This window comes from Microbacterium sp. NPDC055455 (genome assembly GCF_053619935.1).
Window position 1 is genome coordinate 544,209 of record NZ_JBSHLB010000001.1, and the last position, 24,929, is coordinate 569,137.

Consider the following 24,929-nt stretch of genomic DNA (forward strand, 5'->3'; position numbering starts at 1 on the left):
CGTGCGCGCTCTCGAACGCGACGCCTCGGTCGGACATGCTGTCGCTGATGTCCGACGACGTGGCCGAGGAGCTCAGGCGGCTGCGGGCGCGAGCCTACGGACCCGACGCCGACATCCGCGACGACCCGGACGCCCTCCGGCGGCTGCGCGAGCTCGAAGGCCACGCCATCGACGCGGCGGCGACGGGCGCGCAGGCCCGCGACGACCGGGCGACTCCCGCCGGAGAGCCGGCTGTCGCGGCATCCCGCATCCGGCGCCCGTGGTGGGAGCGGCACCGGGCCCTCCTCTGGGGCGCGTCGCTGCTGCTCGCCATGCTCCTCGGCGCGGCATCGGTCTCGGCGCAGCAGTCGCCGGGTCGGGAGCGTGTCGCCGTGCTCGGCGTGGACGCCGACGGGCAGTGGCCGGAGCAGATGTGGGGGCCGCGCCCGCCGGACGGCATCACGTTCGAGGAGTACCGCGGTCTCACCGCGATCGCGTCCGCCCGCGACTTCGGCAACAGGACCAGCAGCACCTGCCTGTGGGTGTACGACTCGACCTCGGTGAACTTCGGCCTCTCGGCCGGCTCGTGCACCGCGGGCTCGGTCCCCGCCTCGGCGACGATCCTCGTCACCGCGCAGGCGCCGCGGCCGCTGCTCGAGGAGTTCGGCGAGGGCACGGCGCTGGAGTTCGTCCTCGATCGCGACCGGGTGCTCGTCTCTGCGCAGCGCCCGTAGCCCCGGCCGATCACGCGCCGTCGGCGTGACCGGACTCCCAGGCCTCGCGGCCCGGGGCGAGCATGTCGCTCACCTGATCGCCGTGCGTCGCCGGCGTCACCGTGTCGGGCCAGTCCGCGATCTGCTGCTCGGCCCAGTCGGCCCACGCGAGGATGTGGTCGTAATGGCCGATCATGAACGTGTTGGCCAGTGCGAACAGGTGCTTGCGCTCGGGGAACGTGCCGCCGGTCGCGCTGATGAACGCCGCGTAGCGGGCGAACAGGTCGCGTTGGGCGAGGGCCCGCTCTCGCGTCTGCGCGAGGGTCGAGCGGAGGTCGTCGAGCGATCCCTGATCCGAGAGCAGCACGCGCACCATGCCCTCGAACTCGAACGACGGCGGACGCACCGGCGTCGTCAGCCACCGGGCGAGGGCCTCGCGCCCCTCGGGGGTGATCGAGTAGATCGTGCGCGCGCGCTTGCCGGTGTGTTCCTGGCGGGTGTCGACGAAGCCGGCATCGCGGAGGCGATTGAGCACCGCGTACCGGCCGCGATCGGCCGACGGCCACAGCTCGGCGACGCCGCGGCCGAGCTGCTCGGCCAGCTGGTACGCCGACCAGTCGCGCGCGGCGAGGAGACCGAGGGTCAGGTACGCCGTCGTCGAGAGCTCGCGCTCGGGCACCGGCATCCTCTCCTTCTCCCCTGCGTCGCTGCGGATCCGGCACAGGATCGGATCGGCTCGGGACGTGAAAGGGTATCCCGCTCGCGACAGATCGACCCTATACTGCAGAGTGCAGTAAGCGCGGATGGACGCTGTGGGAGCGCATCTGCGCATTCGGCGGGCCGACGTGGGGACGAGGACCGCCGCAGCGGCGGGCGATCGTGGGGATCGCCCGCCGCCATCTGCCCGTGTGCGCGCGGCGGGAGCGCCGGGATCACCGGGATCAGCGCCGGGTCCGCCCCGGGTGGGGCAGGATGGCATCGATGTCAACGCCGACCGACTCTTCGCAGGACGAGCTCCGCGCACTGCGTGAGCGCGCCTACGGTCCGGATGCCGACATCCACGACGATCCCGTCGCCCTCGCGCGACTGCAGGAGCTGCAGATCCAGGACCAGGCCGCCCGCGCGGCCGCCCGAGCCGCTGTGCCGTCGTCTGGCGCGGCAGGAGCCGGACCGGCCGATGACGCCTCCGACGCGAGAGCGACGGATGCCGCGTCGCGCGGGGAGTCCCTCTATCGAGGCTTTGGCGCCGCGACGTCGACGAGCACGCTGGTCGCTCCTGGCGCGCTGCGCACGCCCGGAACGGACGCAGACCCGCTCACGACGCCCGATCCGGAGAGCGGACCGGCGGGCACGCCGTCCGGGGCTTCGGATCCTGCCGCACCGTCGGACGGCGAGGACGCCCTCGATCCCGACGAGAGCGGTCAGGCGCCTCCGCGACCGTGGTGGCGACGACGCATCCCCGTGCTGTGGGCGGCGTCCGTGGTCGCGGGAGTGCTGGTCGGCGTCGGCCTCACGCTCGGGACGCAGGCGATCGAGGCCGGCCGGATCGCCGTGCTGCAGGAGGATACCGCCGCCGAGTGGCCGGAGGAGTGGTTCGGGTCCCAGCAAGGCGGGCGGGTGTTCGACGAGTTCCACGGGCTCACCGTGCTGGTGTTCCCGCAGTCCTTCGGCCCCGACGGCACGCAGACCTGCCTGTACGTCGTCACCGACCAGGGCGGCGGTTTCGGCGCGGGCAGCTGCGGAGCCGGCTCCTACCCGGCGATCGCGTCGATGGAGGTCGGCCGCCTCTCCCCCGACGAGCTGCGCGACGCCTTCCCCGACGGCACCGCCCTGCAGTTCGTGCACGAGGGCTCCACGGTGAACGTCTACGCGAAGGCCCCCAGCCTGGTCGAGCCGACGCCGTGAGATGACGGATGCCGCGGGCCGTGGCATCCGTTCATCGAGGCGCCGCTGGCCGCCGACCCGGCACGGGGAGTACGGTGGCGGCAGCGCCTCGGCTCGGGGGTCGCCGTGACCGATCGCGGCGGAGGGCGGGCGGCGCAAGCTGGATCGCCATGGCCGCCGGTCCGGTGTGGGGAGGGCGCGCTCATGTCGACATCCGAGCAGCCGGTGACGGGCGACGAGCTGCGCCTGCTCCGCGCCCGCGCCTACGGGCCGGACGCGGACATCCTGGACGACCCGGAGGCGATGCGCCGACTGCGCGAGCTCGAGGAGCAGGCGCGGCTTGCCGGGGAGGCATCCGATCCCGCGGCGTCCGGGGCTGTGGCATCCAGTTCTGCGGCGGCCGGTTCGGAGGCGGCCGACCCCGGCGCTGAAGACCCCAGGGCGATCGCTGCGGCGACGTCCGCCGGAGCGGCGGCCGACCCGACCGCGAACGCCCGGCGCGAACCCGAGGACGCGATGCACAGCGGCGTCGCCGAGGCGCGGGGCACTCGGTCCGACGACGCTGACACCGAAGCAAGCCGCACCCCAGACGGGGTTCCGCCCGCGGACGCCGCGCAGGGGCCGTCGCCGACCCCCGTTCCGGCGGGCGGACCGTGGTGGCGGCGGACACGGACACTGTGGATCGCCTCCGTCGTGCTCGCAGCTGTCGTCGCCTCGGCGGTGACGCTGGCGGCTTCGACGCTGAGCACCGGCCGGGTCGCCGTGCTCGCGGTCGATCCCGACGCCGAGCCGCCCGACGGATTCTTCGATCAGGCGGGTGAGGGCGTGGTGTTCGAGAGGTTCTTCGGCCTGACCGCCGTGCTCGCGCAGCAGGTGTGGACGCGCGGCGAGGTGCTCGACTGCGTCTTCGTCCGCTCAGCGGCCGGCGACGCGCAGATGGCCACCGGCGGCTGCGCCGGCGGCGGCTTCCCTCCGACGGCGGCCATGGTGGTCACGCCGTCGTTCCCGCGGGAGCTGCGCGAGCGGTTCCCGGACGGCACCGCGCTGCAGTTCGTCGTCGAGGGCTCCGAGGTGCACGTCTACGCGAAGGAGCCGGTGGTCGATCCCACCCCGTGAGGGCTCAGGCGCCGCGGCTCCCGGCATCCGTCGCCCCGACATCGGTGCGGTGGAAGTTCTGGAACGATCGGGATGCCGTCGGCCCGCGCTGGCCCTGATACCTGTTGCCGTACGCGCCCGAGCCGTACGGGTTCTCGGCCGGAGAGGTGAGGCGGAAGTAGCAGACCTGGCCGATCTTCATGCCGGGCCAGAGCTTGATCGGGAGCGTCGCGACGTTGGAGAGCTCCAGCGTGACGTGCCCGGTGAAGCCCGGGTCGATGAAGCCGGCGGTGGAGTGGGTCAGCAGGCCCAGCCGTCCGAGCGAGGACTTGCCCTCGAGGCGGGCGGCGATGTCGTCGGGGAGGGAGATCTGCTCGAAGGTCGACCCCAGCGCGAACTCCCCCGGGTGCAGGATGAACGGCTCGTCGGGCTCCACCTCGATGAGGCGCGTGAGGTCGGGCTGGTCCTCGGCCGGATCGATGAACGGGTACTTGTGGTTGTCGAACAGCCGGAAGTACCGATCGAGACGCACATCGACGCTCGAGGGCTGCACCATCGCGGGCTCCCACGGGTCGAGCGCGATGCGCCCCGCGTCGATCTCGAGCCGGATGTCGCGGTCACTGAGCAGCACGGAGTCAGCCTAGCGGGGCGGTCCTGTTATGCTGGCCGGGCGCCGTAACAGGCGCTCGGGGCTGTAGTTCAATGGCAGAACTTCTGCTTCCCAAGCAGACAGCGCGGGTTCGATTCCCGTCAGCCCCTCCATGTCAGTCCGACGACGACTGCCGCTTCCTGTTCGTCCGCCCTCGCGACCGCTACCTCACGCTCCGGCCGGAGCGCGACGTGATGCCGCGACCGAGCTGATCGCCGTCAAGTCGACGACCCGCGAGCTCGGCGCCGGCCAGGCGCCCGCACTGTGGCAGCGCTTCGTCGACGACGAGCTCGCGCGCGCCGAGGGCGTACGAGACGCTTCCGCTCGCGCACGATCCCGCTGAGGTGAGGGCACGCGCCGATGTCGGAGGTCCGTCGTACATTTGTTCTATGAACTCCTCGGTGCCCGCGTCTCCCGCAATGCGGTTGACGGATGCCGCGACCCGGCTCGCAGAGCGGCTCCCGGCGGCTCCCCTCGAGCTCGCGGCGCTCGGTGACGAGGACCTTCTCGCCGTGCTGGCGGACGCCACCGATGCCCGCAAGGCGCTCGAGCTGATCGTCGCGCGCGCCTCGGCCGAGGTGTCGCGCCGGTCGGCACGGGATCTCGGCTACGAAGGGCTCGCGCAGAGGAAGGGAGCCCGCACCGGGACCGCGCTCGTGCAGCAGATCACCGGGTTGGGACGGTCCGACGTCGCGCGGGCGGTCGAAGCCGGCACGGAGCTCTCCGGCGCGGAGCCCTCCGGCGCGGCGGGGTCGGGGACTCCCGTGTGCGGCACGGAAGAGGCGGCGAACGGCGCGATCCGGGCGGACGTGCCGGAGTGGCATGAACTCCTGTGCGATGCGCTCTCCGGTGGTGTCATCTCGCAGGCGCAGTTCCACGCCATCCGGACGGGTCTCGGCGAGCCGCCGGTCGATCGCTACCCCGACCTCGCACCCGACTTCCTCCCGCAGGCCTGGACCCGTGCGGTTCGGCTGCTGCTCGAGGAGGTCTCGGCGTTCCCTGTGGAGGAGCTGCGGCAGCAGGCGCGCATCGCCCGTGACCGGCTCGACCCGGTAGGCGTCACCCTGCGATTCGAGGAGCGCTTCGCGGCCCGCTCGTTCCGCCGGTGGATCGACGAGAGCGGGCAGCGGCACGCGCACATCCTCTTCGACGACGACGCCGGCGCGTGGGTCGACGCGCTCCTGCAGGCCGCGCTGCGCCCGCGTCGGGGCCCCCGGTTCGTGGGGTCCGACGCGGTCGACAAGGCACGCGCGGCCGAGTCGGACGACCGCACCAACGAGCAGCTGCAGTACGACACGATCATGGCGGTGCTGCGCACCGGTGCGCACGCGGACCCGGAGCAGGCTTTCGGCGACCGTCAGCCCGGCGTGCGCATCGTCGTCGAGGCGGCCGCCATCTCAGCCGCCTCGGGCCGGGCGGAGATGCAGGTCGCCGGAGTCGGCCATCTCGAAGACGGTGGACACGCGGTCCCCGGCGGAGTGATCGAGGCGCGGCTGTGCGACGCCGGAGCCGTCGCCGTGATGTGGGGCTCGGACGGGCGTCCGCTCGACGTCGGTCGCGAACTGCGACTGTTCACCGGAAGGCAGCGCATCGCCATCGCCGCTCGCGACGGCGGCTGTGTGTGGCCATCGTGCAGCGCCCCGGTCTCGCAGTGCGAATACCATCACATCGATCACTGGTGGGAGGATCATGGCCGCACCGACGTCGACGACGGCGTCGCCCTGTGCCGCAACTACCACCTGCGACTGCACAATCAGCGATGGCGCATCTCGCGAGAGCGCGACACCGGCACGGGCGCCGACACCTAATGGCTGCATCCACCGCCCGACCCCCTGACCGGAGAGCTCGGCGAGCGCGTCGAGCTCACATCGAAGTCGCCCCGCCGCTTCGCGATCGCCTGACCCCTGGGCTCGGGCGACGCATCGCAGCCTGCCGCGTGAGGCTGCGGCCTGCCGCGGGGCCGGTAGGTGGGGCCGGTAGGTGGGGCCTGTAGGTGGGCGGCCGGTGGGTGGGCTGGCCGGGGGGTGGGCTGGCCGGTGGGTGGGCTGGCCGGCGGGTCGCGGCATCCGTCGTTCCGGGGCCTCTGCAGAATCCCCGCACGGCTGTCGTACTGTGAGCGGGTGAGCTTCGATCCCGGGGACGTGTCGGCATTCACGGCCTTCGTGCGCGCTCGAGGCCAGGGCGTCGTGGCGACCGTCTCTCCTTCGGGCGCGCCCGAAGCGGCGCTGGTCGGACTGGCGGCCCTCGACGACGGAACGCTCGTGTTCGACACGCACGCCGCGTCACGAAAGGCCGAGAACCTCCGCCACGACCACCGGATCGCGGTGGTCGTCGGCACGGTCGACGAGCTCTCGGTGCAGATCGAGGGCTTCGCCGCCATCGCGCACGGCGCGCATCGCGAGCGCTACGGCGCCGCGTACGCCGCGCAGTTCCCCGGATCACACGCGCTCGATCCGGACTTCGCGGTGGTCGCCGTCCGCCCCTCGTGGGTGCGCGTCTACGACGCCTCGGTCACCCCCGCGCGTGTGTCGGAAGCGCGCTGGTGATCCTCCGCTAGATTCATCGTCGTGCTGCCACGCCTCGCCCTGCTCCTCATCGCCTCAGCACTCCTGCTCACCGGCTGCACCTCCTCCGGCTCCACCCCCGAGGCCGTCGCCACCACACCGGCGACCGACACATCGCAGACCCCGACGCCGACCCCGACGGCGACCGAAGCCCGCGCGCTGGTCCTCGGCGTCGAGAGCATCGACCTCGTCGACGGCGCGAGTGCGGAGACGTTCCCCCTCTACGACGACGCAGAACCGCTGCTCGCCCTCGTCGAGGAGCTCACCGGCGAGCCGCGCAGCGGCGAGGACTTCGAGGACCCATGGGGCAACGGCGAGGTGATGGGCACCGTCTACCGCTGGGACGACGTGTGGGTGTCGGTCCTCGAGGGCGGCGGACCGACGAGCGTCACCGTGCTCTCCGCGTCGGTCGGAGATACGCCCGCGCGGACCGCCGACGGCATCACCGTGGGCAGCGCTCGCGACGACGTGCTCGCCGCCGGCGGGTGGGACGACTGGGATGAGGACGGGGACGGCATCGCGGACCACCTGGGCATCGACGAGCAGGAAGCCGAAGGAACGCAATCCCTCACCCGTCCCGGCGAGACCGGGTGGAACTTCGTCGGCATGACGCTCGACGGGGACGTCGTCACCGAGTTGCGCACACCGGCGAACGACTACTCCGACGTCTGAACACCATCGCCCGACCGGGCGATCACCGTTCGCGGACCGGCCAGGGTGCCCAGACACGACCTGCCTTCAGAGCACGCCTCGCTGACCGCCAGCGGTCGCGCGGGTAGTCCTGGCGGCGGCTCGATCCGCCGCGCCAGCCCCCTGTGGACTCGAGGCGGAACGTCACAGGGAGCCGGCCCCGCCCACTGATGCTCTCGGACAGCCCGCCGCTCACCACACTGACCACGGTCTCCTCCAGCTCGTCGGCGCAGCGCTCCCACGTCTCGTCGCAGGCGTCGCAGCCGCACGACGGGAAGACGGCATCGTGCAGCAGCCCGAGATGCAGATGGATGCCGGGGAAAGAGGTGAACACGAAGGTCAGCGGCGACGCCGCCTCATCTGCGGGCCGGACCCGCACAGCGCGTAGCGGCTGCGGCGGCGGCCGGAGCAGGTCCGCGGCGACGCCGAGGGAGTCCTCGACCGTGACGTCGTACGACGTGGCGAGCCAGCCGATCAGCGCGTCCGCGACCTCGTGCAGCGGCGCGAACCGCTCCAGATTGCTCGTCACCGAGTACGAGTCGCCCGGCGGCGAGTCCCCGCCCCACCGCTCGCCGTAGCGGACCACGACGCCGTCCGCGTCCACGAACGCGCGCGGCGCGGGCGAAGGACGTACGTAGTCCGGCATCCCGACACCGTACCGCGGGCCGCTCGTCGCAGGCCGGCCGGCCTCTCGCCCCACGGACATGCGACGCACCGCCGGCTGCTCGTCGCGTCGCGGGCTACTCGTCGCGCTGGCCGAGATCCGGCTGCGCCACGAATCGGGCGATCGGGTCGGCGACGCGGTCGAGCTCGATCACCACGATGGTGTTCTCCCCCGCGACGAGCGCCGCCGCCGGCACGAAGAGCGTCCGCTGCGGACCGCTCGACCAGTACCTGCCGAGCAGGAACCCGTTGACCAGCGCGAAGCCCTTGCCCCAGCCGGCGGTGTCGAGGAACAGATCGGCAGGCTCGGCGAGCGAGAAGGTCCCGCGCAGGCCGAACGGCGCCACACCGGCCGGCCGAACCGCGTCCGCCATCGGCGCGGCCGCGACGCGACGCGCGGCGTCCTCGAGGGCGATCGCCGTCGACGACCACCCCGAGACGGCCGCACCGTCGAGGGTGACGGGCCCGATGAGCCCCTTCGCCTCGCCGAGGTGCGGCCCGTAGTTCACGCGCCCCTGCTCCTCGACCAGCACCCGCACGTGCCGGCCTGCCGGCACGACGAGGGCATCCTCGTGGCGGGTGCGCGAGAGCGTGCCGACGGATACGCCGTCGACCGACACCCATGCGTGGTCGCGGACCTCGCCGACCCGCAGCACGCCGCCCCGGCCTCCCGGCAGATCAGCCTCGTATACCACCAGGGCCCCGAGGTGCCCGAGCTCCTCGAACGTCGGCGGGTCACCCGCCCCAACTCCCGCCGCAGTCCCGGCCGCAGCGCCGAACTCGACGATGTCGAGCGCGACCGTCAGCTCCGGCGCGGGGCCGCTCGCCGGCGGCACCTCGTCGGGCACCGGCGCGTAGCGCGCGATCACCTCGCGGAAGGCGAAGTACTTCTCCGTCGGGTCGCCGCGCTCGTCCAGCGGCGCGTCGTAGTCGTACGACGTCACGATGGGGAGGAAGCGCCCCTTGTGATTCGCCCCGTTGGTCAGCCCGAAGTTCGTTCCGCCGTGGAACATGTAGAAGTTGACGGATGCGCCGGACGCGAGGAGCGCCTCGAGCTCGGCCGCGGACTCGTCCGCCGACGTGGTGTGGTGGTACGCCCCCCACCAGTCGAACCAGCCGTCCCAGAACTCCGCGCACATCAGCGGACCCGTCGGCTGATGACGGCGGAGCGTCTCGAGGCGCTCGGTCGCCCGCGAGCCGAAGGAGCCCGTGAGGTGAACGCCCGCGACGCTCCCGTCGCGCAGCATCTGGTCGGTCGGCTGGTCGATCGTGGTCAGCGGCACGGTGATGCCGGCATCCTTCGTCACGCGCACCAGGTGCTCGAGGTACGCCGTGTCGTCACCGTACGCGCCGTACTCGTTCTCGATCTGGACGAGGATCACCGGTCCCCCGCGATCGATCTGCCGGGGCGCGACGATGTCGTACACACGCTCGAGGTACGCCGCCACCTCGGCGAGGTACGCCGGCTCGGAGCGGCGCAGCCCGATGCCCGGCATCCCCGTCAGCCATGTCGGCAGGCCCCCGTTATGCCATTCGGCGCATATGTACGGGCCGGGCCGCACGATCGCGCGCATCCCCTCGGCGGCGACGAGATCGAGGAACGCCCCGAGGTCGTTCCAGCCCGTCGCATCCCACTCGCCGCGGCGAGGTTCGTGGGCGTTCCACGCGACGTACGTCTCGATGGTGTTGAGGCCCATCAGGCGCGCCTTGCGGATGCGGTCGGCCCACTGGCCGGGGTGGACGCGGAAGTAGTGAAGCGCCCCGGAGAGCACGCGGAACGGCTCGCCGTCGAGCAGGAAGTCGGAGTCGCCGATCGCGAACGATCGGACCGTCGCGCCGGTCACCGGGCGGAACCGCTGCGTGCGCTCAGCAACTCGGCGAGGCGCTCGAGCTGCGAAGCGTCCTCGAGCGCCGAGCCGACCGCCGCAACGCGCACGCCCGCGTCGAGGAACTCGTCGACGTTGGACGCGTTCAGGCCGCCGGTGGCGACGAAGCGCACCTGCGGGAACGGCCCGCGGATGTGCGCGAACCAGTCGCTGCCGAGCCAGGTCGCCGGGAACGCCTTGAGCCAGGTGAGCCCGAGCGACACGGCCAGCTGCACCTCGCTGGGCGTCGCGACGCCGGGGAGGATCGGGATGCCGGCATCCTGCGCCGCCCGCACCACGACCGGGTCGAGCCCGGGCGACACGAGATAGGACGCACCGGCGTCGGCGGCCAGCGCCACCTGCTCGGGAGTGATGATCGTGCCGGCGCCGACGCTCTTCCCGCGGGTCGCGCCGATGCGGACGACCTCCCGCAGGGCGCGCTCGTCCTCGTCGGTCTGCAGCGGCACCTCCACGGAGTCGATGCCGAGATCCCACGCGGTCTCGGACAGGCGGACGGAGCGCTCGACGCCCATGCCCCGCAGGATCGCCATGAGCGGCGCCCCGGCGAACGCCGTCTCGAACCAGGCGCCCTGGGCCGCGGCATCCGCGCTGCTCGTCGATGAGGTGGTCATTCGGAAGTCCTTCGTTCGTCGCGTTCGGTCATCATCTCGGGTTCGGGGCGCACGGCGCGCGTTCGGGGCGCACGGCGCGCGCCCCGAACGTGCGGGACACGCCCCGAACCCGTCATGCGGTCGGGCCGCCGGGCAGCGGCACCCGCGCGGCGGGCTCGTCGATCGAGTCGGTGGTGGTCTGGAGGGTGCGCGCGGCGCGCTCGTGGCCGGCGCGCAGCCGGGCGGGCACGGGCGCGCCGGAGAGGCGCCCGGCGAGGTATCCGCCGGCGAACGCGTCGCCGGCGCCCACCGGCTCGACGACCTCGACGACCAGGGCGGGCTCGAACACCTCGTCGGCGCCGACGAACGCCGTCGCGCCGACGTCGCCGTCCTTGACGATGAGCTCGGCGACCTGCGGCATCAGCGCCCGCACCTCGGCGGCGGTGGCGGTGCCCCACAGGGTCTCGGCCTCGTCGCGGCCGACGAGCACGATGTCGGCGGCGCGGGCCAGCTCGAGCAGCACCGGGGCGGCGGTGGCGGCATCCCACAGCGGCGCGCGGTGATTGACGTCGAACGACACCGGCACGCCGTGCTCCCGGGCGCGCGCCATGACGCGGGCGAGGAAGGACGACGCGGATGCCGAGATCGCGGCCGTGATGCCCGACACGTGCAGCAGGTCGACGCCGTCGAACGCCACCGCGTCGGCGTCCGCGTCGCTCAGGTGGGCGGCCGCGGAGCCCCGGCGGTAGTAGAGGACGCCGTTACCGGGGTCCTTCACGTACAGCCCGGTGGGGTGCGCACCGTCGAACACGACCCGCGACACGTCGACACCGCGGGCGGTGAGCTGCCGCGCGATGCGGTGGCCGAGCGCGTCGTCGCCGAGGCGGCTGAACCAGACCGCGCTGTGGCCGAGCGCGGCCACGTGGGCGGCGACGTTGGACTCCGCGCCCCCCGCGTCGAGGAGGAAGGCGTCCGCGTCCGACACGGGCGTCGCGACGACCGGCGTGACCATCGCCATCGTCTCGCCGATCGCGAGCAGCGTCAGGGGCATCGCCCCAGCGTAGTCAGGCTGCGGCATCCGTCAGCGCAGGTCGGTGACGGGCGCGGCATCCATGTCGTCGAAGGCCTGGTTCTCGCCCGCCATCGCCCAGACGAACGTGTACGACGACGTGCCGACCCCCGAGTGCAGCGACCACGACGGCGAGATGACGGCCTGGCGGTCGGCGACGACGAGGTGACGCGTCTCTTCGCGCTGGCCCATCAGGTGGATGACGCGGGCGTCCTCGGGCAGGTCGAAGTACAGGTAGCACTCGGTGCGACGGTCGTGCGTGTGGGCGGGCATGGTGTTCCACATGGAGCCCGGGTGCAGCTCGGTGACGCCCATGACGATCTGGCAGCTCTTGACGCCGTTCTCGTGGATGTACTGGTTGAGCGTGCGGCGGTTCGAGGTGAGCTGGTCGCCGAGCTCGCGCACGGTGCCCTCGCCGGGCGAGACCAGCGCGGCCGGGTAGGCGGTGTGCGCCGGTGCCGAGAACAGGTAGAACTGCGCGCCCTGGTCACCGGACCCGTCCACGTCGGCGAACGAGATCGAGCGGATGCCGCGGCCGAGGTACAGGCACGCGCCCTTGACGAGCGTGTAGACCTCGCCGTCGGCGGTGACCGTGCCGGTGCCCCCGACGTTGATGATGCCGACCTCGCGGTGCTCGAGGAAGTAGTCGCTGCGGATCTCGGGGTAGCCGCCGAGCTCGAGCACACCGCCGGCGGGCACGGCGCCGCCCAGCACGATGCGGTCGTGGTGCGTGTACGTCAGGCGGATCTCGCCGGGCACGAACACGTCGGGGATGAGGTAGGTGTCGCGCAGGTCCTGGGTGGTCATGCCCGGGATCTGTGCGGGGTTGGTCGCGTAGCGCTGCGGGATGTGCGTCTCGGTCACGAGTTCTCTCCTGGTGTGCGTGAAGGCCTGTGGGGCGTGAGGTCAGCGGACGAGCCAGCCGCCGTCGACGGGGATGACGGCGCCGGTCACGTAGGCGGCGGCGTCCGAGGCGAGGAAGACGAACACGCCCTGCAGATCGGATGCCTCGCCCCAGCGCCCCTCCGGGATACGCGACAGGATCGACGCGGCGCGGTCCTCGTCGGCGCGCAGCGGCGCGGTGTTGTCGGTCGCCATGTAGCCGGGGGCGACGGCGTTGACGGTGACGCCGGCGGCGGCCCACTCGTTCGCCAGCGCCTTCGTCAGCCCGGCGACCGCGTGCTTGGACGCGGTGTATGCCGGAACGAGAATGCCGCCCTGGAACGACAGCATGGACGCGACGTTGATGATGCGTCCGCTCCCCTGAGCCAGCATGTGGCGGCCCGCGGACTGCGACAGGTGGAACACGGCGTCGAGGTTGATCGCGAGCACGTCGTCCCAGTCGCCGAGGGGGTAGTCGACGGCGGGCGCGCGGCGGATCGTGCCGGCGTTGTTCACGAGGATGTCGAGGCCGCCGAGCTCGGCGATCACCTCGTCGACCGCGGACGCGAGCTCATCGGGAGTGGCCGAGACGAGGTCGCGCTGCACCCGGTGGACGCGGCGGCCGGTCGCGGCGATGAGGTCCGCGGTGGCCGAGGCGTCGCCGCGGTCGAGGAGCGCGACGTCGGCACCGGCCTCGGCGAGCGCGACCGCGGCACCCTGACCGAGCCCCCGGCTCGACCCGGTGACGAGCGCGACCTTGCCGTCGAGGCGGAACGAATCGAGGATCATGCGGCGGCCTCCTGGTGGGCGACGAATCGGGTGGTGAGCTCGCCGATGCCCGAGATCCGCACGGTGACCGCGTCGCCGTCGGCGAGCGGGCGGTGCGCGTCCTGGGCGGCGGGCAGCTTCTGCGGGGTTCCGGTCGAGACGATGTCGCCCGGCTCGAGGGTCAGCACCTGGCTGAGGTGATGGATGACGAACGCCACGCTGAAGATCGTGGTCGATGTCGACTGCGACACCGTGACGACGCCGTCGCGCACGACCTCGACGAGGAGGTCCTGCGGGTCGGGCACCTCGTCGGGCGTCACGACCCAGGGGCCGAGGGGTGCGAAGCCGTCCGAGCACTTGCCCAGCGCCCACTGGCTCTGCCGCCGCTGCCACGCGCGGTCCGACACATCGTCGAGGATCGTGTACCCGCCGACGTGGTCGAGCGCGTCCTCCAGCGACACCCGCTGCGCGCGGCGGCCGATGACGACCGCCACCTCGCCCTCGTAGTCGACGTCGGTCGCACCCGGCGGGATCACGACCGGCTCGTTCGGTCCCGCCAGCGTGTTCGGGGTCTTCACGAACACGTCGGGATGTTCGGGGTCGTTCGCGGTCGGATCGATGCCGTCCGGCACGTGACCGCGGTAGTTGTAGCCGAGGCACAGGATCTTCCCCGGCGTCACCGGTGCGAGCAGCGTCGCGGGGTCGAACGGCGCCAGGAGCGTGGCGTCGGCGGCGGCCGCCCTCTGACGCGCGGCGGCCAGCGACGCGGCATCCGTCAGCAGGTCCTCGACCGAGCCGGCGAGGTCGCCGAGGTCCAGCAGCCGTTCGCCCTCGGCGCCCGCGACGACCGCACCGGGCCGCGGTCCCCCGTCGACGCCTGTGTACCTGACGAGCCTCACCAGTACTTCCTCCACTCGGGGCGCGCGACCCGCATGAGGGCCTCGAGGTAGAAGTAATCGCCCCAGAGGGTGCCCTCGTCGACGCCGTTGTCCTTCGGCAGGTCGTAGACCGAGTGCAGGAGGAGCGCGTCCGAGTCCTCGGGAGCGGCCGGGGCGTAGTTCTCGACGAGCGACGCCAGGATCGCGTGGGCACGCGTCGTCCACTCGGCCGCGCGCGCGGCATCCGTCTCCACCTTCGCCAGCTCGAGCAGTCCGCACACTGCGATGGCGGCGGCCGAGCTGTCGCGCGGCGCGTCGCTGCCGTCGGTGTACACGAGGTCCCAGAACGGCACCTCGTCGGCGGGGAGGTGCCGCAGGAAGTACTCCGTGCAGCGGCGGGATGCCTCGAGCAGGCGCTCGTCGCCGGTCACGGCATAGTTCATCGCGAAGCCGTAGATGCCCCACGCCTGGCCACGCGCCCAGCACGACTCGTCGAACGCGCCCTGCTCGGTGGCGCCGCGGAGCGGCTCGCCGGTGGCGGCATCCCAGTAGAACGTGTGGAAGGTCGAGTCGTCCTCGCGCAGGATGTGGTCGCGCAGCTGCGCGGTGTGGCGTGCGACGGCGTCGGCGAAGCGCTCCTGGCCGGTCTGCTCGTGCGCCCAGGTCAGCAGCGGCATGTTCATCAGGCTGTCGATGATCGTGCGGCCGCGCTGCGCCGGGTCGGAGAGGTCGCCCCACGCCTGGATGATGCCTGCGGGCTCCAGGAACCGGCGCATCAGGTGGTCGGCGGCCAGCAGCGACGCGTCGCGGGCGGCCGGATCGCCGACGAGCCGCCACGCGGCGACCGTCGACAGCGTGTACAGGAAGCCCAGGTCGTGGGTGTCGAGGTCCTCCTCGGCGCGGACGCGGCGCGCGAAGTCGGCGACGTCGACCAGTGCGGCCTCGCGGAACACCTCGTCGCCGCTCAGCTCCCACCCGAGCCACAGCATGCCGGTGCGGAAGCTGGTGGTCCAGCCGCGGTTGCCGCCGCGGGGGATGGATCCCTCGGCCGGGCGCAGCTCGTAGCGGTCGTCCACCGTCGTGTCGCCGGGGTACGCGCCGCCGAAGGTCGCGATGTTGCGCCGGACCGTCGACAGGGCGGCGTCGATCGCGCCGGCGACGGCCACCGGCGAGTCGGCGGGCGTGGCGGTGGTGCCCGAGACGGGCGAGGTGGACGTCATGGGAGAATCCTTCGAAGCAGGGGAACGGAGAACGGATGCCGCGGGCTCAGGCCTGCGCGGCCGCCTTCTCGTCGAGGTCGAGCACGGGGCGGAGCGTGAAGCGGGAGTTGGTCCACGCGAAGTACAGGGCGGCGGAGGCGGTGAGCCCGAGGCCGAGCGCGGGCGCGGTGGCGAACACGGCGGCCTGCGCCACGAGTGCGAGCAGCGACGCGGCGGTGAGGTACCAGCGCTTGAGGCTCAGGTAGAGACTCGCGCGCAGCACGTCCCGCAGCCGGGCGGCCGGCGCCTCGGCGAGCGCGACCAGCGCCACCAGCCCCACCGCGACCGCCACGAGCACGAGCACCGCCAGCAGCGGCACCGTGACCACCGCGACCGCCGTGTTCGACAGCATCCGCACATCCACGAGGAGCACCACGACCGCCGCGGTGACCGCCGCACCGATCAGGAGCGCCCGGCGCCACGTGTCGCGCAGCCCGGCGGCGAACGCGCGGATCGGGCCGAGCCCACCTGCGCCGTGCTCGCGGAAGGCCCGGAATGCCGCGGCCACGCCCGGTGTCGCGAGCGGCGCCGTGGCGGCCACCAGCGGCCAGGAGTGCAGCGGGTCGGTGGTGGCGAGCACCGCGACCAGCGGCAGGCACGCGATCACCAGCAGCAGGTTGACCACGAGCGCGAGGTAGATGATCCCGATGAGGGACGCCCACATCTCGTGCGACACCAGGCCGTTGAGCTTCTTCATGCGCTCAGCCCTTCAGACCGCTTGTCGCGATGCCCTCGACGAAGTACTTCTGGCCGAGCAGGAAGATGATCGCGATCGGGATGACCGAGATCGTCAGCCCCGCGAACAGCAGCGCGTAGTTGGTGTCGTAGAGGTTGGAGACGAAGCTCTTAAGGCCCAGCTGGATCGTCCACAGGTCGGGGTTGCGCAGGTAGATGAGCGGCCCGAGGTAGTCGTTCCACGTGTTGACGAAGGTGAGCAGCGTCAGCGAGGCCAGGGCCGGGATCGACAGCGGCAGCATGATCTTGCGCCAGATCGCGTATTCGCTGAGTCCGTCGATGCGCGCCGCCTCGGAGAGCTCCTCGGGGATGGTCTCGTAGAACTGCTTCATCAGGAACACGCCGAACGCGCCGAACGCCTGCAGCAGGATGATCGCCCACAGCGTGTTGGACACCTTGAAATTCGACAGCAGGATGAACTGCGGGATCATGTACGACTGCCACGGCACGGCGATGGTGCCGACGTACAGCAGGAACAGCACGTCGCGGCCGCGGAACCTCATGCGCGCGAAGCCGTACGCGGCGAACGATCCGGTGAGCACCTGCAGGAACGTGACGACCACCGCGAGGAACAGCGTGTTGCGGATCCAGACGAGCATGTTCGACTCGGTCCAGATGTCGAGATAGTTCTGCCACACGAAGGTCTCGGGGAGCCACTTCACCGGCACCGAGAAGACCTCGTTGGCCGACTTGAACGAGCTCAGCACCATCCACGCGAACGGCGTCAGCAGCCCGATCGCGAAGACGACCAGTGCGACGTACATGGCGATCCGCGCGGCGCGCCGCCCGGGGGTCATCTTCTCGCGGGACGTCGGCGCCTGCATGGGCGGCTCCTCGGCGAGCTTGCGCAGGCCGCGGCGCGCCTCGGACGGCGCCGTGTAGTCGGCGACCAGGAGCTCGGCGTCCTTCTCGATCTGCTCGGCCATCAGCTGCTCCGCTTCTTGTTCCAGAGGAACTGCACGATCGTGACGATGATGCACATGAAGAACAGCGCCACCGCGGCCGCCGAGGCGTACCCGAACTGGCTCTCTTCGAAGCCCTTGCGGTAGATGAACTGCGACATCACGAGGGTGGACTGACCCGGGCCGCCGTCGGTCATGACGAGGATCAGGTCGAAGATCTTGAACGAGTTGATCGTCAGCATCACGGTGACGAAGAACATGGTGGGGCGCAGGCACGGCAGCGTCACGTTGACGAACCGCTGCCAGACACTCGCCCCGTCGACGCGGGCGGCTTCGTGCAGCTCACGGGGCACCGTCTGCAGGCCCGCGAGGAACAGGATCATGTAGTAGCCCATGTCGCGCCACGTGCCGACGATCACCACGGCCGGCATCGCCCACTCGGGCGAGGTGAGCCATCCGGGCGGGTTCTGGATGCCGATGAACCGGAGGAACTCGTTGATCGGGCCGTACTCGGGGCTGAAGAGCAGGTTCCACACCACGGCGATCGCGACGATCGAGGTGATGTAGGGGAAGAAGGCGGCGGTGCGGAAGAACGCGACGCCGCGGAGCTTGTTGTTCAGCAGCAGCGCCAGACCCAGCGAGACGGCGATCGTCAGCGGGATGTGCAGCGCGGAGTAGTACAGGGTGTTGAGGACCGAGATGCGGAAGCTGCCGTCGCCCAGCAGCCGCTCGAAGTTGTCCAGGCCCACCCAGTTCGCCGTGCCGAAGACGTTCCAGTTCGTGAACGACATGTAGAAGAGCACGACGATCGGGATGAGCGTGAGCAGACCGAAGCCGAGGAAGTTCGGAAGGATGAAGCTCCATCCGATGAGGGTGTTGCGCAGCCGCAGCTTCGAGCGCCGTCGGCGCACGGGCGGCGGCGCGGTGCCGGCCTCGGTGGCGGTGATGGTCGCCATGGCGGACCTCCAGTGGATGGATGGGTGAAGCGGGGGGATGGTGACCGGCCCGCCCGCAGCGCGGGCCGGTCACCGAGAGGATCAGTCGAGGCCGACCTCGTTGGCGACGCGGTCCTCCGCCTCGGCGATCGCGTCCGACACCGATGCCGAGCCCGACATGATCGCGGTGTGCATGTCGCCGAGGATGCCCTGGATCGCCGCAGCCTTGTTCGACGTCGGGTTCTCGGGGTGCACCTCGTGGGTCGAGTAGGCGAAGGCCGACAGGTCGTCGGTGGGGGCGCCGTCGACCGAGAAGTACGTCTCGACGACCGCGTCGGTCAGCAGCGCCGGCGTGATGCCGATCTCGGCGAGGATCTGAGCGCCTTCCTCACCGGCGGCGAACGCGAGGAACTTCTTCGCGGCGGCGACCTTGCCCTCGTCGATCGCGGCGTTGATGCCGAAGCCGGTCGGGTCGCCGAAGGTCACCGGGGTGTTGTCCAGGCCCGCGGTCTCGGAGTCGGCCTGCGGGATGGGCGCGATGCCCCACTCGAAGTCGTCCGCGTCGCCCGAGGCCTGCTGGGCGATGAGTGTGGCCACGAACCAGGTGCCCATGGGCAGCATCGCGGCGTTCTGCTTGCCGAACTCGCCCTGGTAGGTGAGCTGGTTCGCCTTCGCGGTGTTGAAGTCGACCTGGTCGCCGGCGTCCTGCAGCGCGAGGACGTTCTCGTAGAAGGGCGCCATGTAGCCGTAGTCGCCCTCGAGGATGTCACCGTCGGACTGCGCGTTCGCGAAGCCCTGGACGGTCGACTGCCAGTTGTGCAGGTAGGCGGCCTTGGCGGCGCTGCCGGCACCGGCGAGGCCGCTGTTCAGCTCGGCGGCGGCGTCGGCGTAGTCGTCCCACGTCCACGATCCGTCGGGGTACTCGACGCCCGCCTCGTCGAACAGCGCCTTGTTGTAGTACAGCACCCACGAGTCGTTGCGGTAGGGCACGGCGTAGGCGGTGCCGTCGACCTCGTACGAGGCCGCGCCGCTGATGCCGTCGGGCAGCTCGACGTCCGACACGTCGAGGAGCTGGCCGCCCTCGACGAACGTCGGGACGAACTTGACCTCCTTCTGCGTGATGATGTCGGGGCCCGCGCCGGCGGCGAGGTCGGCGGTGAGCAGCGTGTTGTACTCGGCCGCGTCGTAGCCCTTGACCTCGACGGTGATGTCGGGGTTCTCCTCGTGGAACGCATCGGCGAGCGCCTGGAACTCCGGCGTCGTGTCGAGGCTCCAGCCCGAGAGCGAGAGGGTGACCGGGCCCGATTCCTCGGGCGCGGCGGCCTCGTCGCCGCCGCCACTGCAGCCGGCGAGAGCGAGCGTTGCGACCACGGCGATGCCGGCCGCGGCAGCGTATGAGCGCTTCATTCTGGGGGTACTCCTTTGTGATTGCGGACCCGCCCTCGGGCCCGTCGGGTTACCGGTTCGCGGGGGATCCGGGGTGTGCGAGGCGACTCGTGGTCGCGGTCCCGTCCGGCCAGCTGACCGTGACGGTGGTCTGGGAGCCGTGCGCGTCGACGGCGACGGCCGCGCCGACGGGCGACGCGAGGTCTGCGGTGGTGAGCTCGACGAGCGTCGCGACCCACTGCCCCACCTCGACCGGGTACGACACGACCGGCACGCCGGCGACGGGTCCGAGCGGACTGGCGTCGTGGCGGATCTCGATCGCCGTCTCGCCTTCACCGAGCAGGCGACGGATGCTGCTGCGCAGCCGTGCGGCAGGAGCCGACGCCCGCGGGCCCGAGCCAGGGGCCGGTACGCGCGGCGTGTCCGACACGACCGAGGCTGCGGCATCCGTCGTCTCGTGCTCGACCGACTCGGCGGCCACGGCCCAGCCGCCCACGCGCAGGCGGAGCGACGCGGCGGTCACGCCGGATTCGAGCGCGTCGACACGGGCGAGGCGCACCTCCCACGGACCGCGCACGAGCGAGTGCACCTCGACGGTGCCCGCGACCTCGATCTCGCCGTCGATGCCTGAGCCGTGACGGTGGGCGGAGGGGCGCGGCGCGATCCAGTGGGCGCGCGAGACGGAGGCGGCGATGCCGATCCGGCCCCCCTCGTCGTCCTGGACGCGGACGTCGATGAGCTCCATGGCGGATCGGTGGCTGGCGCGTCCGGCCGCGTCGACGAGGGCGACGGACTGCTCGAGGGGCTCCTCCCACGCCCGCTCGTCCGCGAGCGGACCGGCGGCGGTCGAGTAGCCGATGCGGGCGTAGAGGGGCGAGTCGCCGACGAGGGCGCCCTCGGCGGCGTGGTCGGTGCCGTGGTTCACGATGCGTACGATGCCGTCGGCCCGCGTGCCCGAGACGACCCAGCCAGCCGGCCGCACGGTGCGCAGCTCGTCGCCCGACTCGATGGGCAGCGGCTCGGTCTCGGCCGCCCACACCGGGTGGTCGACGGGAAGCGCGATGCCGAGGAGTCCCTTCACGGCCCAGTACGGGGAGCCGGGACCGGAGTAGGACTGCGCGAGCTCGCGCCACTCGTGGTGCCAGCCCATGGTGAGGACGCCGTCCTGCGCCGGGACGCCGGCGTCATGGAAGTGAGCGACCACGGCGTTCGCCGCGCGGCGCAGCTGCCCGAGCGGCACGGAGGGGACCTCGGCGAGCGCGCCGACCCAGAACGGCGCGGCGGCCGCGAAGCGGTAGATGAGGCTGCGGCCCTGCACGAGCGGCGAGCCGTCGGCGCCGACCAGGCACACGGCGTCCTGGAGGAAGCGGTCGAGCCGCGCGATGTCGGCGGCGGTGCGGCCGGCGGCGAGCGTGTCGGCGCCCTGCATGCGCGACCACAGCACCGGGTAGGTGTGGAGGGCCCAGCCGACGTAGTGGTCGTACGAGCGCTCGAACCCGTCCGAGATCCAGCCGTCCTCGCGCAGGAGCGCGTCATGCAGGGCGAGATCGTCGGCGATGTCGTCGGCCGACCAGGGCCCGCCGACGGAGCGCAGGAACGTCTGCACCACGACGCGGAACCAGAGCCAGTTCGTCTTCGGGTAGCCCGCATCGCCGACGACCGGAGCGAGGTAGTCGATGACGCGCTGCTGCGTCAGCTCGTCCAGGCGGTCCCAGATCCACGGGCGGGTCATGTCGAGCACCAGCGCCAGGGACGCCGCCTCGACCTTCGCCTGGGCGTGCTCCTCCAGACGCACCCAGCGGTCCTCGGCCTGCGGGTCCACGCCCGTCACGATGCCGCGGCGGTAGAACTCGGCGAGCTCCTCGGTGCCCTCGCCGCGGGCGCCGGCGATGCGGAAGCCGGCGAGCAGGAAGGTGCGCGCGAAGCCCTCGAGCCCGTCGACGGCGTGCCCGTAGCCGCCCTCGGCGCCCGGGAAGTGGATGCGCCCGGCGCCGGGCGACGCGAACGAGCGGGCGGTGTCGAGCAGGCGGTCGGCGTAGGCGAGCCACTCGTCGCGGGTCCAGTCGACGCGCGCGCCGGCGAGCGGTGCGGTGCGGCGCGCTGTCTCGTGCTGCTGGACTGTCACTCGGGATCTCCCTCGATGCCGTCTTCTCGCCGCTGGTTCGGGCCAGCGGAAAGCGAACGTTCGGGAGCGTATCAACCGTTTTCGTTCATTGCAAGACTGGTTTCGACTTGTTATGATCGTTTCTGATCGTTTAATGCGATCGTTCCCCGGCTCGAAATCAACGAGGAGGACCCTTGGCCACGGCGACCGTGCCCTTCGAGGGAGTGCTGGCTGACGCCTACCACCGGCAGGCGGGCGCCGGCTCGGCCGGCTTCGCCGCAGCGCTGGCGGGTCTCCTCGTCGCACCCGGACGGGCGCTCCCCGTCGCGTCCTCGGAAGACCGGGGCGTGTGGGGGGCACGCGGCAGCGCCGACCCCTCGGGCGTCGCCGACGTGCTCGAACGCGCCGCGGCGGACCGCACCGCGCCGTGGCCGGTGCCGCTCGCCACCGACGCCGCCCGGCTCCATGACGACGGCGACCGTGAGGGATGGGAGCGCATCGTCTTCGAGCGCCAGCGCCGCGTCGCCCGCGCCGCGATCGCCGCCGCGCACCACGCCGACGACCCCGACCTCGGTCCCGAATGGCTCGCCGAGGTCCTCGACGGCGTGTGGCTCATCTGCGAGCAGAGCTCGTGGTGCTGGCCGGCCCACGACGACGCCTTCCGCGAGCGCGGATCGGTGCTGCCTACGGTGGAGTCCCCGTACCTCGACCTCGGCGCCGGCGAAGCCGTCGCGCTACTGACCTGGATCGACCACCTCCTCGGAGAACGGCTCGAAGCCCGGTACCCCGGCATCCGCTCCCGCATCCGCCGCGAAGCCCGCGTGCGGGTGTTCGAGCCGTTCACCCTTCGCCGCGACTGGCACTGGATCGGCCTGGACGGCGACGTCCACAACTGGAACCCGTGGATCCACGGCAACGTCCTGACCGCGGCCCTCCGGCTGCTCGACGACCCGGCCGAGGCCGACGAGCGCGCACGCATCGTCGGCCTCGCGATCGAGGGCATCGACCGGTACGTCTCGGCGCTCCCCGCCGACGGCGCCATCGACGAGGGCTACGCCTACTGGTGGAACGGCGCCTGCCGCGCCCTCGAGGCGCTCGACATCGTGCGCCACGCCACCGGCGGCGTGCTCGACGCCTCGGGCATCCCGGCGCTGCGCGAGACCGTCGCCTTCCCGCACCGCATGCATCTCGGCGGCGACTGGTACCTCAACGTCGCGGACGGCCAGGCCCGTCCGCCGGCCGCACAGCCGTGGCACGCCCTGCATCGCGCGGCACGCAGCGCCGGAGACGCGGATGCCGCGGCCCACGCCGCCTCGCACCGCATCGCCGGCATGCCCGCAGCGACCGAGCACGAGGGCTTCGGACGCCTGCTGCGGGGCATCACCGACCCGGAGTGGGTGGGCGCCGATCGCGCGGCGTCGCCGCTCCCCCGCGACGTGTGGCTCCCGTCCACCGAGGTGATGCTCGCCCGTGAGCACGGCGGCACGGCGCGGGGCCTGACGGTCGCGGTCAAGGGCGGCCACAACGGCGAGCACCACAACCACAACGACGTCGGGTCGTTCGTGGTCGCCTCCGACGGCGTCCCCGTCATCGTCGACGCCGGCCGGCCCACGTACACCCTGCAGACCTTCGGCGAGGGTCGCTACGACATCTGGACCATGCAGAGCGGCTGGCACAACGTGCCCGTGATCGCCGGGCACGAGCAGAGCCCCGGTGCGCGGTTCGCGGCGGCTGCCGTGGCGGCGTCGGCCGACGAGGACGCGTCGTCGCTCTCGCTCGAGCTCTCGGGCGCCTACGCCGGCGCGACGGGCCCGTGGCGGCGGTCGGTGCGGCTCGAGCGATCGTCGCGGCGCGTCGTCGTCGAGGACCGCTGGACGCCTGCCCCCGCGCACGAGCCCGGGAGCCCGCGGACCTCGCTGCGGATGCTGCTGGCCGGCGAGGTGCGCCGGGAGGCGGCATCCGTCATCGTCACCCCCCTCGACCCAGCGACGCCGGTGCGCATCTCGTGGCCCGAGGGGACCGAGGCGGACCTCGTCGTGCGGGCCCTCGACGACCCGATGCTCGCGGACGTGTGGGGCGCGGCACTGACCCGCCTCGATCTCGACGTGACGACGCGTGACGGCATCGCGGTCACGGTAGAACTGGACCTGACGAACGCGGAGGACACGCGATGACCGACCAGACACCGGCGCTGCTGGCCGCCGAGCGGCGCGCCCACGTGCTGGCGATGCTCGAGCGCGACGGCGCCGTGCGGGTCGCGCAGCTGATGGACGATCTCGGCGTCGCGCCGGTGACGCTGCGCCGGGACCTGGCCCAGATGGAGCGCGAGGGCCTGCTCGTCCGCGTGCACGGCGGTGCGGTTCCGTCGGCCGGCGGCTTCGACGACGCGGATGCCGCCCCCTCGGCCGCCCCCTCGCGCACGGGTTCCATCGCGATGCTCGTCCCGTCGCTGAGCTTCTACTGGCCCAGCGTCGTGCGCGGCGCCGAGACCGAGGCGACGCGCCACGGCTTCCGGGTCGTGCTGCGCGGAGCGTCGTACGAGCTGCAGGACGAGCGTCCGGTGCTCGAGCGCCTCGTCCACACCGAGGGGGTCCGCGGGCTCGTCGTCGCCCCCAACACCGACACCCCCCACGCGCAGGACGTCGTGCAGTGGCTCGCCGGCTGCGGCGTGCCGAACGTGCTCGTCGAGCGCGACGCGGTGCTGCTGCCCGACCGCAGCCCGGTCGAGAATGTCACGACCGACCACGCGCTGGGCGCCGTGCTGGCCGCGCGTCACCTCGCCGCGCTCGGGCACCGCAAGGTGGGGCTCATCATCGCGCGGGACTCCCCCACGTCGCGCAAGATCGCGGCCGGGTGGCAGGCGGCCTGCCTCGAGCTGGGGCTGACGCCCTCGGACCACTTCGAGACCAGCCTGCCGCCGCGCACCAGCCCGGACTTCTCCGCGGTGGTCGACGCGACGCTGGACGCCGCGCTGTCGAACTCGGTCACGGCGATCCTCGTGCACTCCGACCCCGAGGCGATGGCCTTCGTCGACCTGGCGCTCAACCGCGGCATCTCCGTGCCGGGGGACCTCTCGATCGTCGCCTACGACGACGAGGTGGCCGAGCTCTTCACCCCGGCGCTCACCGCGGTCAGCCCGCCGCGGGCCGCCGTCGGAGCCGCGGCCGTGGAGCTGCTCGCGCGCCGCCTGGACGATCCCGCCCGCCCCGTGCACCGCGTGGTGCTGAACCCGACGCTCAACGTGCGCGACTCGACGGCGCCGCCGCGGGGCGCGTAGCAGTCCACGGCGCCGCGGCGG

The 24,929-nt window shown here is 72.2% G+C and carries 23 protein-coding genes and 1 tRNA gene; 9 read left to right on the forward strand and 15 right to left on the reverse strand.

Annotated elements, in window-relative coordinates; translation table 11 throughout:
- Window positions 1–47 precede the first annotated feature (47 nt).
- A complete protein-coding gene (locus ACWGUG_RS02350) occupies window positions 48–713 on the forward strand; it encodes a hypothetical protein (protein WP_452323720.1) in 666 nt (221 codons plus the stop codon).
- A 10-nt stretch (window positions 714–723) separates the two neighbouring features.
- Here the strand turns inward: ACWGUG_RS02350 and ACWGUG_RS02355 are convergent, their stop codons facing one another.
- Window positions 724–1,377, reverse strand: a complete 654-nt coding sequence (locus tag ACWGUG_RS02355; protein WP_452323721.1) for a PadR family transcriptional regulator — start codon at window positions 1,375–1,377, stop codon at window positions 724–726.
- Window positions 1,378–1,673: 296 nt separating this feature from the next.
- On the opposite strand from ACWGUG_RS02355, the gene ACWGUG_RS02360 reads away from it, so the two are divergent.
- Both ACWGUG_RS02360 and ACWGUG_RS02365 read left to right on the forward strand, forming a co-directional pair.
- On the forward strand, window positions 1,674–2,597 hold the full coding sequence (locus tag ACWGUG_RS02360) for a hypothetical protein (RefSeq protein ID WP_452323722.1): 924 nt from the start codon (window positions 1,674–1,676) through the stop codon (window positions 2,595–2,597).
- 183 nt (window positions 2,598–2,780) lie between these two features.
- Complete coding sequence (locus ACWGUG_RS02365; RefSeq protein WP_452323723.1) at window positions 2,781–3,692, forward strand: hypothetical protein; 912 nt, start codon at window positions 2,781–2,783, stop codon at window positions 3,690–3,692.
- A gap of 4 nt (window positions 3,693–3,696) precedes the next feature.
- Here the strand turns inward: ACWGUG_RS02365 and dcd are convergent, their stop codons facing one another.
- On the reverse strand, window positions 3,697–4,302 hold the full coding sequence (dcd, locus tag ACWGUG_RS02370) for a dCTP deaminase (protein WP_336394134.1): 606 nt from the start codon (window positions 4,300–4,302) through the stop codon (window positions 3,697–3,699).
- A 57-nt stretch (window positions 4,303–4,359) separates the two neighbouring features.
- Between dcd and ACWGUG_RS02375 the strand changes: the two genes are divergently transcribed.
- The 4 genes from ACWGUG_RS02375 (at window position 4,360) to ACWGUG_RS02390 (ending at window position 7,556) form a co-directional block, all read left to right on the forward strand.
- Window positions 4,360–4,433: transfer RNA gene (locus tag ACWGUG_RS02375), tRNA-Gly, on the forward strand.
- 276 nt (window positions 4,434–4,709) lie between these two features.
- Entirely contained in the window at window positions 4,710–6,128 is a 1,419-nt protein-coding gene (locus ACWGUG_RS02380) for a DUF222 domain-containing protein (protein WP_452323724.1), read from the forward strand.
- Window positions 6,129–6,440: 312 nt separating this feature from the next.
- Entirely contained in the window at window positions 6,441–6,866 is a 426-nt protein-coding gene (locus ACWGUG_RS02385; protein ID WP_452323725.1) for a pyridoxamine 5'-phosphate oxidase family protein, read from the forward strand.
- Window positions 6,867–6,887: 21 nt separating this feature from the next.
- Window positions 6,888–7,556, forward strand: a complete 669-nt coding sequence (locus ACWGUG_RS02390; protein ID WP_452323726.1) for a hypothetical protein — start codon at window positions 6,888–6,890, stop codon at window positions 7,554–7,556.
- Window positions 7,557–7,578: 22 nt separating this feature from the next.
- Here the strand turns inward: ACWGUG_RS02390 and ACWGUG_RS02395 are convergent, their stop codons facing one another.
- The 13 genes from ACWGUG_RS02395 to ACWGUG_RS02455 form a co-directional block, all read right to left on the reverse strand.
- Window positions 7,579–8,220, reverse strand: a complete 642-nt coding sequence (locus tag ACWGUG_RS02395) for a DUF6226 family protein (protein WP_452323727.1) — start codon at window positions 8,218–8,220, stop codon at window positions 7,579–7,581.
- 94 nt (window positions 8,221–8,314) lie between these two features.
- On the reverse strand, window positions 8,315–10,081 hold the full coding sequence (locus tag ACWGUG_RS02400) for a glycoside hydrolase family 35 protein (protein WP_452323728.1): 1,767 nt from the start codon (window positions 10,079–10,081) through the stop codon (window positions 8,315–8,317).
- Window positions 10,078–10,734, reverse strand: a complete 657-nt coding sequence (locus ACWGUG_RS02405) for a bifunctional 4-hydroxy-2-oxoglutarate aldolase/2-dehydro-3-deoxy-phosphogluconate aldolase (protein WP_452323729.1) — start codon at window positions 10,732–10,734, stop codon at window positions 10,078–10,080. Before ACWGUG_RS02405 ends, ACWGUG_RS02400 begins: the two co-directional genes overlap by 4 nt.
- A 112-nt stretch (window positions 10,735–10,846) precedes the next feature.
- Window positions 10,847–11,764 (reverse strand): sugar kinase, encoded by a 918-nt coding sequence (locus tag ACWGUG_RS02410; RefSeq protein WP_452323730.1) that lies wholly within the window; start codon window positions 11,762–11,764, stop codon window positions 10,847–10,849.
- 30 nt (window positions 11,765–11,794) lie between these two features.
- Window positions 11,795–12,646 carry a 5-dehydro-4-deoxy-D-glucuronate isomerase gene (gene kduI / locus ACWGUG_RS02415; RefSeq protein ID WP_452323731.1) on the reverse strand — a complete coding sequence of 284 codons (852 nt, stop codon included), beginning with the start codon at window positions 12,644–12,646 and terminating at the stop codon, window positions 11,795–11,797.
- A gap of 42 nt (window positions 12,647–12,688) precedes the next feature.
- Window positions 12,689–13,453, reverse strand: coding sequence for a 2-dehydro-3-deoxy-D-gluconate 5-dehydrogenase KduD (gene kduD / locus ACWGUG_RS02420; RefSeq protein ID WP_452323732.1), 765 nt, complete (start codon window positions 13,451–13,453; stop codon window positions 12,689–12,691).
- Entirely contained in the window at window positions 13,450–14,331 is an 882-nt protein-coding gene (locus tag ACWGUG_RS02425) for a fumarylacetoacetate hydrolase family protein (RefSeq protein ID WP_452323733.1), read from the reverse strand. Before ACWGUG_RS02425 ends, kduD begins: the two co-directional genes overlap by 4 nt.
- Complete coding sequence (locus tag ACWGUG_RS02430) at window positions 14,328–15,530, reverse strand: glycoside hydrolase family 88 protein (protein WP_452323734.1); 1,203 nt, start codon at window positions 15,528–15,530, stop codon at window positions 14,328–14,330. Before ACWGUG_RS02430 ends, ACWGUG_RS02425 begins: the two co-directional genes overlap by 4 nt.
- Before the next feature lie 46 nt (window positions 15,531–15,576).
- Window positions 15,577–16,266, reverse strand: coding sequence for a ferredoxin-NADPH reductase (locus ACWGUG_RS02435; protein WP_452323735.1), 690 nt, complete (start codon window positions 16,264–16,266; stop codon window positions 15,577–15,579).
- Window positions 16,267–16,270: 4 nt separating this feature from the next.
- Entirely contained in the window at window positions 16,271–17,230 is a 960-nt protein-coding gene (locus ACWGUG_RS02440; protein ID WP_378879073.1) for a carbohydrate ABC transporter permease, read from the reverse strand.
- Window positions 17,230–18,162: a carbohydrate ABC transporter permease gene (locus tag ACWGUG_RS02445; protein ID WP_378879076.1), complete on the reverse strand. Its 933-nt coding sequence runs from the start codon at window positions 18,160–18,162 to the stop codon at window positions 17,230–17,232. Before ACWGUG_RS02445 ends, ACWGUG_RS02440 begins: the two co-directional genes overlap by 1 nt.
- Before the next feature lie 81 nt (window positions 18,163–18,243).
- Complete coding sequence (locus ACWGUG_RS02450; protein ID WP_452323736.1) at window positions 18,244–19,548, reverse strand: ABC transporter substrate-binding protein; 1,305 nt, start codon at window positions 19,546–19,548, stop codon at window positions 18,244–18,246.
- A 49-nt stretch (window positions 19,549–19,597) separates the two neighbouring features.
- Entirely contained in the window at window positions 19,598–21,652 is a 2,055-nt protein-coding gene (locus tag ACWGUG_RS02455) for a DUF2264 domain-containing protein (protein WP_452323737.1), read from the reverse strand.
- 173 nt (window positions 21,653–21,825) lie between these two features.
- Here ACWGUG_RS02455 and ACWGUG_RS02460 point away from each other — a divergent pair, with 173 nt between their 5' ends.
- Window positions 21,826–23,805: a heparinase II/III domain-containing protein gene (locus ACWGUG_RS02460; protein WP_452323738.1), complete on the forward strand. Its 1,980-nt coding sequence runs from the start codon at window positions 21,826–21,828 to the stop codon at window positions 23,803–23,805.
- On the forward strand, window positions 23,802–24,908 hold the full coding sequence (locus ACWGUG_RS02465; RefSeq protein WP_452323739.1) for a substrate-binding domain-containing protein: 1,107 nt from the start codon (window positions 23,802–23,804) through the stop codon (window positions 24,906–24,908). The genes ACWGUG_RS02460 and ACWGUG_RS02465 overlap by 4 nt, the downstream gene beginning before the upstream one ends.
- Window positions 24,909–24,929 lie beyond the last annotated feature (21 nt).